The organism is Aquaspirillum sp. LM1 (assembly GCF_002002905.1).
GTDB lineage: Bacteria > Pseudomonadota > Gammaproteobacteria > Burkholderiales > Aquaspirillaceae > Rivihabitans.
In genome coordinates this window covers 2,463,483-2,470,000 of sequence record NZ_CP019509.1, presented here as the reverse complement: position 1 = coordinate 2,470,000, position 6,518 = coordinate 2,463,483, and the positions used below count along the sequence as shown (strand labels likewise).

Sequence of the window (6,518 nt, the reverse complement as noted above, 5' to 3'; positions counted from 1 at the left end):
ACCGTCAAGTACGAGCCTGGGAGACAGACATCGGGTGCTAACGTCCGGTGTCAAGAGGGAAACAACCCAGACCGCCAGCTAAGGTCCCAAATGACATGCTAAGTGGTAAACGAAGTGGGAAGGCCTAGACAGCCAGGATGTTGGCTTAGAAGCAGCCATCATTTAAAGAAAGCGTAATAGCTCACTGGTCGAGTCGTCCTGCGCGGAAGATGTAACGGGGCTCAAGCATGTAACCGAAGCTGCGGATATGTACTCTGTACATATGGTAGGAGAGCGTTCTGTAGGCCTGCGAAGGTGGCTTGTAAAGGCTGCTGGAGGTATCAGAAGTGCGAATGCTGACATGAGTAGCGATAATGCGGGTGAAAGTCCCGCACGCCGAAAACCCAAGGTTTCCTACGCAACGTTCATCGGCGTAGGGTGAGTCGGCCCCTAAGGCGAGGCAGAAATGCGTAGTCGATGGGAAACAGGTTAAAATTCCTGTACCGATTGTGAGTGCGATGGGGGGACGGAGAAGGGTAGCTCAGCCAACTGTTGGAATAGTTGGTTCAAGCGTGTAGGCAGGTCCATCAGGCAAATCCGGTGGGCCAATGCTGAGGCGTGATAACGAGGTGCTACGGCACTGAAGTGAGTAATCCCATGCTTCCAGGAAAAGCCTCTAAGCTTCAGCTCACAATTGACCGTACCGCAAACCGACACAGGTGGGTAGGATGAGAATTCTAAGGCGCTTGAGAGAACTCGGGTTAAGGAACTCGGCAAATTGACACCGTAACTTCGGGAGAAGGTGTGCCCCGGTAGGGTGAAGGACCTCGCGTCCGGAGCTCGATGGGGTTGCAGTGAAAAGGTGGCTGCGACTGTTTAATAAAAACACAGCACTGTGCCAACACGAAAGTGGACGTATACGGTGTGACGCCTGCCCGGTGCTGGAAGATTAAATGATGGGGTGCAAGCTCTTGACTGAAGTCCCAGTAAACGGCGGCCGTAACTATAACGGTCCTAAGGTAGCGAAATTCCTTGTCGGGTAAGTTCCGACCCGCACGAATGGCGTAACGATGGCCACACTGTCTCAACCCGAGACTCAGCGAAGTTGAAATGTTTGTGAAGATGCAATCTCCCCGCTGCTAGACGGAAAGACCCCGTGAACCTTTACTGTAGCTTTGCATTGGACTTTGAACAGACTTGTGTAGGATAGGTGGGAGGCTTTGAAGCAGAGACGCCAGTTTCTGTGGAGCCGCCCTTGAAATACCACCCTGGTGTGTTTGAGGTTCTAACCTTGGTCCGTCATCCGGATCGGGGACCGTGCATGGTAGGCAGTTTGACTGGGGCGGTCTCCTCCCAAAGTGTAACGGAGGAGTTCGAAGGTTACCTAGGTACGGTCGGACATCGTACTGATAGTGCAATGGCAAAAGGTAGCTTAACTGCGAGACCCACAAGTCGAGCAGGTGCGAAAGCAGGACATAGTGATCCGGTGGTTCTGAATGGAAGGGCCATCGCTCAACGGATAAAAGGTACTCCGGGGATAACAGGCTGATTCCGCCCAAGAGTTCATATCGACGGCGGAGTTTGGCACCTCGATGTCGGCTCATCACATCCTGGGGCTGTAGCCGGTCCCAAGGGTATGGCTGTTCGCCATTTAAAGTGGTACGTGAGCTGGGTTTAAAACGTCGTGAGACAGTTTGGTCCCTATCTGCAGTGGGCGTTGGAAGTTTGAAGGGGGCTGCTCCTAGTACGAGAGGACCGGAGTGGACGAACCTCTGGTGTACCGGTTATGACGCCAGTCGTATCGCCGGGTAGCTAAGTTCGGAAGAGATAAGCGCTGAAAGCATCTAAGCGCGAAACTTGCCTTAAGATGAGACTTCCCTGGCACCTAGAGTGCCCTGAAGGGTCGTTCGAGACCAGGACGTTGATAGGTTGGGTGTGGAAGTGCAGTAATGCATTAAGCTAACCAATACTAATTGCCCGTGCGGCTTGATCCTATAAGCCGCGATGCTTCAGGTGTTTTAGATGTGATCTGATCCAGTTGATGACTGAAGTTACTCTTCCCGTTTTGGTGTGTTGCAGCAATGCAGCGCACGACAGCTTATGCCTGGTGTCCATAGCAAGTGGGTCCCACTCCTTCCCATCCCGAACAGGACAGTGAAACCGCTTCGCGCCAATGATAGTGCGGATTACCCGTGTGAAAGTAGGTCAACGCCAGGCTCCTTATTCGAGGAAAATCACCTCCTCACCTTATCGGCTTCATGCCGATGATGAAATGCTGTTACGCACCCGTAGCTCAGTTGGATAGAGTATCTGGCTACGAACCAGAGGGTCGGGCGTTCGAATCGCTCCGGGTGCGCCAGATGTCCCCATCGTCTAGAGGCCTAGGACACCGCCCTTTCACGGCGATAACCGGGGTTCGAATCCCCGTGGGGACGCCAAATCAGTAAAAAAGCCTGGTCAATCCAGGCTTTTTTGCATTTCTGCCTGGGGATTTTCTATTCCCGACATAATTCCCTGCATCGCAATGACCCGATGGTGCGGCTTAGCGAGTAAAATGCCGCCTGCTGATTACTCACACAATCGACAAACCAGAGGAGCGTAGCGCATGAGCACCATCCGCCAGCAGGATCTCATCGACAGCATTGCCGACAGCTTGCAGTTCATTTCCTACTACCATCCCAAGGACTATATCCAGGCCCTGGGCAAAGCGTATGAACGCGAAGAAAGCCCGGCCGCCAAAGATGCGATCGCCCAGATTCTGACCAATAGCCGGATGTGTGCCGAAGGCCACCGGCCAATCTGTCAGGACACCGGGATTGTCACCTGTTTCGTGCGCGTGGGCATGAACGTGCGCTGGGACGATGCCAGCATGAGCGTCACCGACATGATCAACGAAGGGGTTCGCCGCGCGTACAACAACCCGGACAACAAACTGCGTGCTTCCATCCTGAGCGACCCGGCGGGCGCGCGCAAAAACACCAAGGACAACACCCCGGCGGTGATTCATTACGAAATCGTGCCGGGTGATACCGTTGAAGTGGACATCGCCGCCAAAGGTGGTGGTTCGGAAAACAAAACCAAGTTTGTCATGCTCAACCCGTCCGACAGCATTGTGGACTGGGTGATCAAGACCGTACCGCAAATGGGCGCGGGCTGGTGTCCGCCGGGCATGCTCGGCATTGGCATTGGTGGCACTGCCGAAAAAGCCATGGTGATGGCCAAAGAAGCGCTGATGGAAGAAATTGACATTCAGGAGCTGATTGCCCGTGGCGCGCAAAACCGGGCAGAAGAACTGCGTATCGAACTGTATGAAAAGGTCAATGCGCTGGGTATTGGTGCCCAGGGTCTGGGGGGCTTGACCACGGTGCTGGACGTGAAGATCAAGGATTGCCCGACCCACGCCGCCAGCCTGCCGGTGGCCATGATCCCCAACTGCGCCGCCACCCGCCATGTGCACTTCATTCTGGACGGCTCCGGCCCTGCCCAGCTGGAAGCGCCCAATCTGGATGACTGGCCGGCTGTAACCTGGACGCCGTCGGCCCAGGCTCGCCGCGTGGATCTGAACAGCGTCACCCGTGAAGACGTGGCCAGCTGGAAACCAGGCGAAACCCTGCTGCTCAACGGCAAGCTGCTGACGGGCCGCGATGCTGCGCACAAGCGCATGACCGACATGCTGAACAAGGGCGAAACCCTGCCGGTGGACTTTACCAACCGCTTTATTTACTACGTTGGCCCGGTTGACCCGGTGCGTGACGAAGTGGTGGGCCCGGCGGGTCCGACCACGGCTACCCGCATGGACAAATTCACCCGCCAGATGCTGGCCGAGACCGGCCTCTTGGGCATGGTGGGCAAGTCCGAGCGCGGTCCGATTGCCATCAGCGCCATCAAGGACCACAAGGCGGTGTATCTGATGGCGGTGGGTGGTGCCGCTTATCTGGTGTCCAAGGCGATCAAAGCGTCGCGCGTGGTGGCATTTGCCGACCTGGGTATGGAAGCCATTTACGAGTTCGACGTGGTGGACATGCCAGTCACTGTGGCGGTGGATTCCGGCGGCACGTCGGTGCATGAAACCGGCCCGAAAGAATGGCAAGCCCGTATTGGCAAAATTCCGGTGGTGCAAGGCTAAACGCTTAATCCCCTTCCCGGCAAACCCGTCAGGTCAAACCCTGACGGGTTTTGTTTTTGTGCTTTTGCTGAGGACATTATACTTAAATCATAAATTAATGCATTCGAACGTTTGCCTGTTCAGCGCCGCGCGGCAGTGATACGCTCAATCAGCGTAGCAGCTGGCAGGCAGGAAAAGGAAGTGGTATGGCACAAACTCTCTTTCAACGTTTGGAAAATATGGCTCTCTACCGGAAAATTGAACAGACTTTTTTTAATAGCCTGAGCAAGAAACTGCTCAGTGTGTTCATGGTGTTCATTCCGCATGCACTATTGACGGCCTATCTGCTCTGGCAGCTGGATGATCCGTTGCTGACGCGCTGGATCGGTGCTGGCTTGCTGCTGCTGGCCATTGCCATGTTTGTCTGGGTGGCGTATCTGCGCCACCTGATCGTCCACCCCTTGCGGGAAATCACCGCCTTGCTGGATCAGCACAGTGAAGGCACGGGCGATCTGTCGCAGGATGTGCCGGTATACACTCACGATGAAATCCGCCAGCTGGCCACCGGGCATAACCGCTTTCAGGGCAAGCTGCGCGACATGATCAACCGCATTCGCCAACTGGCCATCCACACGGCAGTGGAATCCGCCCGGCTGGTGCAGATGAGCCGCAAGGTTTCCAGCCATGCCCAGGCCCAGCGTGAACTGACTGACTCGGTGCGTACCCTCAGCACGGCCACCGCCACGGATGTCGAGGCAATGTCTGGCGAAACCGGGGCGATTTCCCGGCAGACGGCGAATAATCTGCAACTGGCACGGGATTCCCACGGCGAACTGCTCGACATTACCCGGCATATTCACGACATGAGCCAGGCCATGCAGCGCTTTTCTCAAACCGTCAGCGAGCTGTCGCATCAGTCCAGCGATATTCAGTTGATTGCCGGGCTGATCAAGGACGTGGCCGAACAGACCAATTTGCTGGCCTTGAATGCCGCAATTGAGGCTGCCCGCGCGGGTGAGGCCGGACGGGGGTTTGCCGTGGTGGCCGATGAAGTGCGCAAGCTGGCCGAACGGGTGGGCCGCGCCACCGAAGACATCTTTGCCAATATCAAGCATATGGTCAGCCAGGTAGACGAAACGCTGGTGGAAACCCAGGGTATTGTGCGCACCACTGAAGTGACCAAGCAGGTGGTTGACCGTGCTTCGGGCAATTTTTCTACCCTGGTGGGCGATTTTGAGCTGACCACCCAGCGGCTGACCCGGATGGCCGACACCATGCAGGCGCTGGCCACGCGCAACCGTGAAATCACCACCCATGTGGCCGAGGTGCATGGTTTGTCCGCCGAGATCATGCAGGCGGTCAGCGCTGCCGAAAAAACCACCCACGACATGAATGCTGCCGCAGAAAACGTACAGGAAGTGGTCGGTTCGTTCACCACCGGCGATGGCGTGGTCGAGGGGCTGGTGGCCAGGCTGGGCGGTTTCCGCCAGCGGGTGGAGCAGCAGCTGAACGGTTTTGCCCAGCAGGGGCTGAACCTGTTTGACAGCCAGTACCAGCCCGTGCCGGGCAGCGCACCGCCCAAGTTCCGCCTGGAATATACCGAGGCTTTTCACCGCGCACTGCAACCCTTGCTGGATGAAATCGCCCAGACCATTCCGCAGTGCGTGGCCACCTGCCTGGTGGACTTGCAAGGCTATGCGCCTACCCACCAAAGCCGCTTTGCCCAGCCGCAAACCGGCAATCTGACCGTGGATATTGCCCACTGCCGTCACCAGCGTCGTTTCGATGACCCGATTGGCCTGCGCTCGGCGCGCAATACCAAGCCTTTCCTGCTGCAAACCTATTCGCGGGATACGGGCGAGGTATTGTCGGAAATCTCCTTGCCGGTGAAGGTGAATGGCCGCCACTGGGGGGCGCTGCGCATGGCGATTTCTACCGACGACATGCTGGCCAGCTGATTAAGGGGGCGGTTCATCCTCCTCTGGCCGCCGCCACGGGCGCGACGATTCGCGCTGATGGTGAGCTGCCAGAGGTTCGGCCATATCGGCCAGCAAAATAGTCAGCGCATGGCCGGAGATAAACAGCTCACGCAGCGACAAGGCCAGCGACAGACTCATCAGCAGCAGGCTGCTGCCAAACACCCAGGTGGCGGCTTCGCCATAGCCGACAAACACCAGCACCATGCTGATCACACAGCAAAAAATGCTCAGCGTGCCGCTGATCTGCATGCCGCGAATCAGCGCCACCCGATGGCGCAGATTGTCCAGCTGGCCCAGGATTTTGGGGTCTGGGCGCTGCTGGTATTCGTGGTGCAGTGAGCGGATGGTGCTGGACAGGCCGAGAAAGCGGTTGGTGTACGCCAGCAGCAGCAGCGAGATGGCTGGAAACAACAGGGCGGGAGTATTGATTTCAATATGCATGGCAATGGGCAAGC

The 6,518-nt window shown here is 56.8% G+C and carries 3 protein-coding genes, 2 tRNA genes and 2 rRNA genes (1 of these 7 only partly in view); 6 read left to right on the top strand and 1 reads right to left on the bottom strand.

Features of this window, described 5'->3' with window-relative positions:
- The 6 genes from BXU06_RS10610 to BXU06_RS10585 form a co-directional block, all read left to right on the top strand.
- Window positions 1-1,973, top strand: a 23S ribosomal RNA gene (locus BXU06_RS10610); it begins 915 nt to the left of the window's first position.
- 109 nt (window positions 1,974-2,082) lie between these two features.
- Window positions 2,083-2,196 (top strand): 5S ribosomal RNA (gene rrf, locus BXU06_RS10605).
- Window positions 2,197-2,261: 65 nt separating this feature from the next.
- Window positions 2,262-2,338, top strand: a tRNA-Arg gene (locus tag BXU06_RS10600).
- Window positions 2,339-2,341: 3 nt separating this feature from the next.
- Window positions 2,342-2,417: transfer RNA gene (locus tag BXU06_RS10595), tRNA-Glu, on the top strand.
- Window positions 2,418-2,584: 167 nt separating this feature from the next.
- A complete protein-coding gene (locus BXU06_RS10590) occupies window positions 2,585-4,105 on the top strand; it encodes a fumarate hydratase (RefSeq protein ID WP_077299365.1) in 1,521 nt (506 codons plus the stop codon).
- Window positions 4,106-4,323: 218 nt separating this feature from the next.
- Entirely contained in the window at window positions 4,324-6,042 is a 1,719-nt protein-coding gene (locus tag BXU06_RS10585) for a methyl-accepting chemotaxis protein (protein ID WP_171982191.1), read from the top strand.
- Here BXU06_RS10585 and BXU06_RS10580 read toward each other — a convergent pair whose 3' ends face one another.
- Window positions 6,043-6,504 carry a DUF2721 domain-containing protein gene (locus BXU06_RS10580; protein ID WP_077299361.1) on the bottom strand — a complete coding sequence of 154 codons (462 nt, stop codon included), beginning with the start codon at window positions 6,502-6,504 and terminating at the stop codon, window positions 6,043-6,045.
- Window positions 6,505-6,518: the final 14 nt, after the last annotated feature.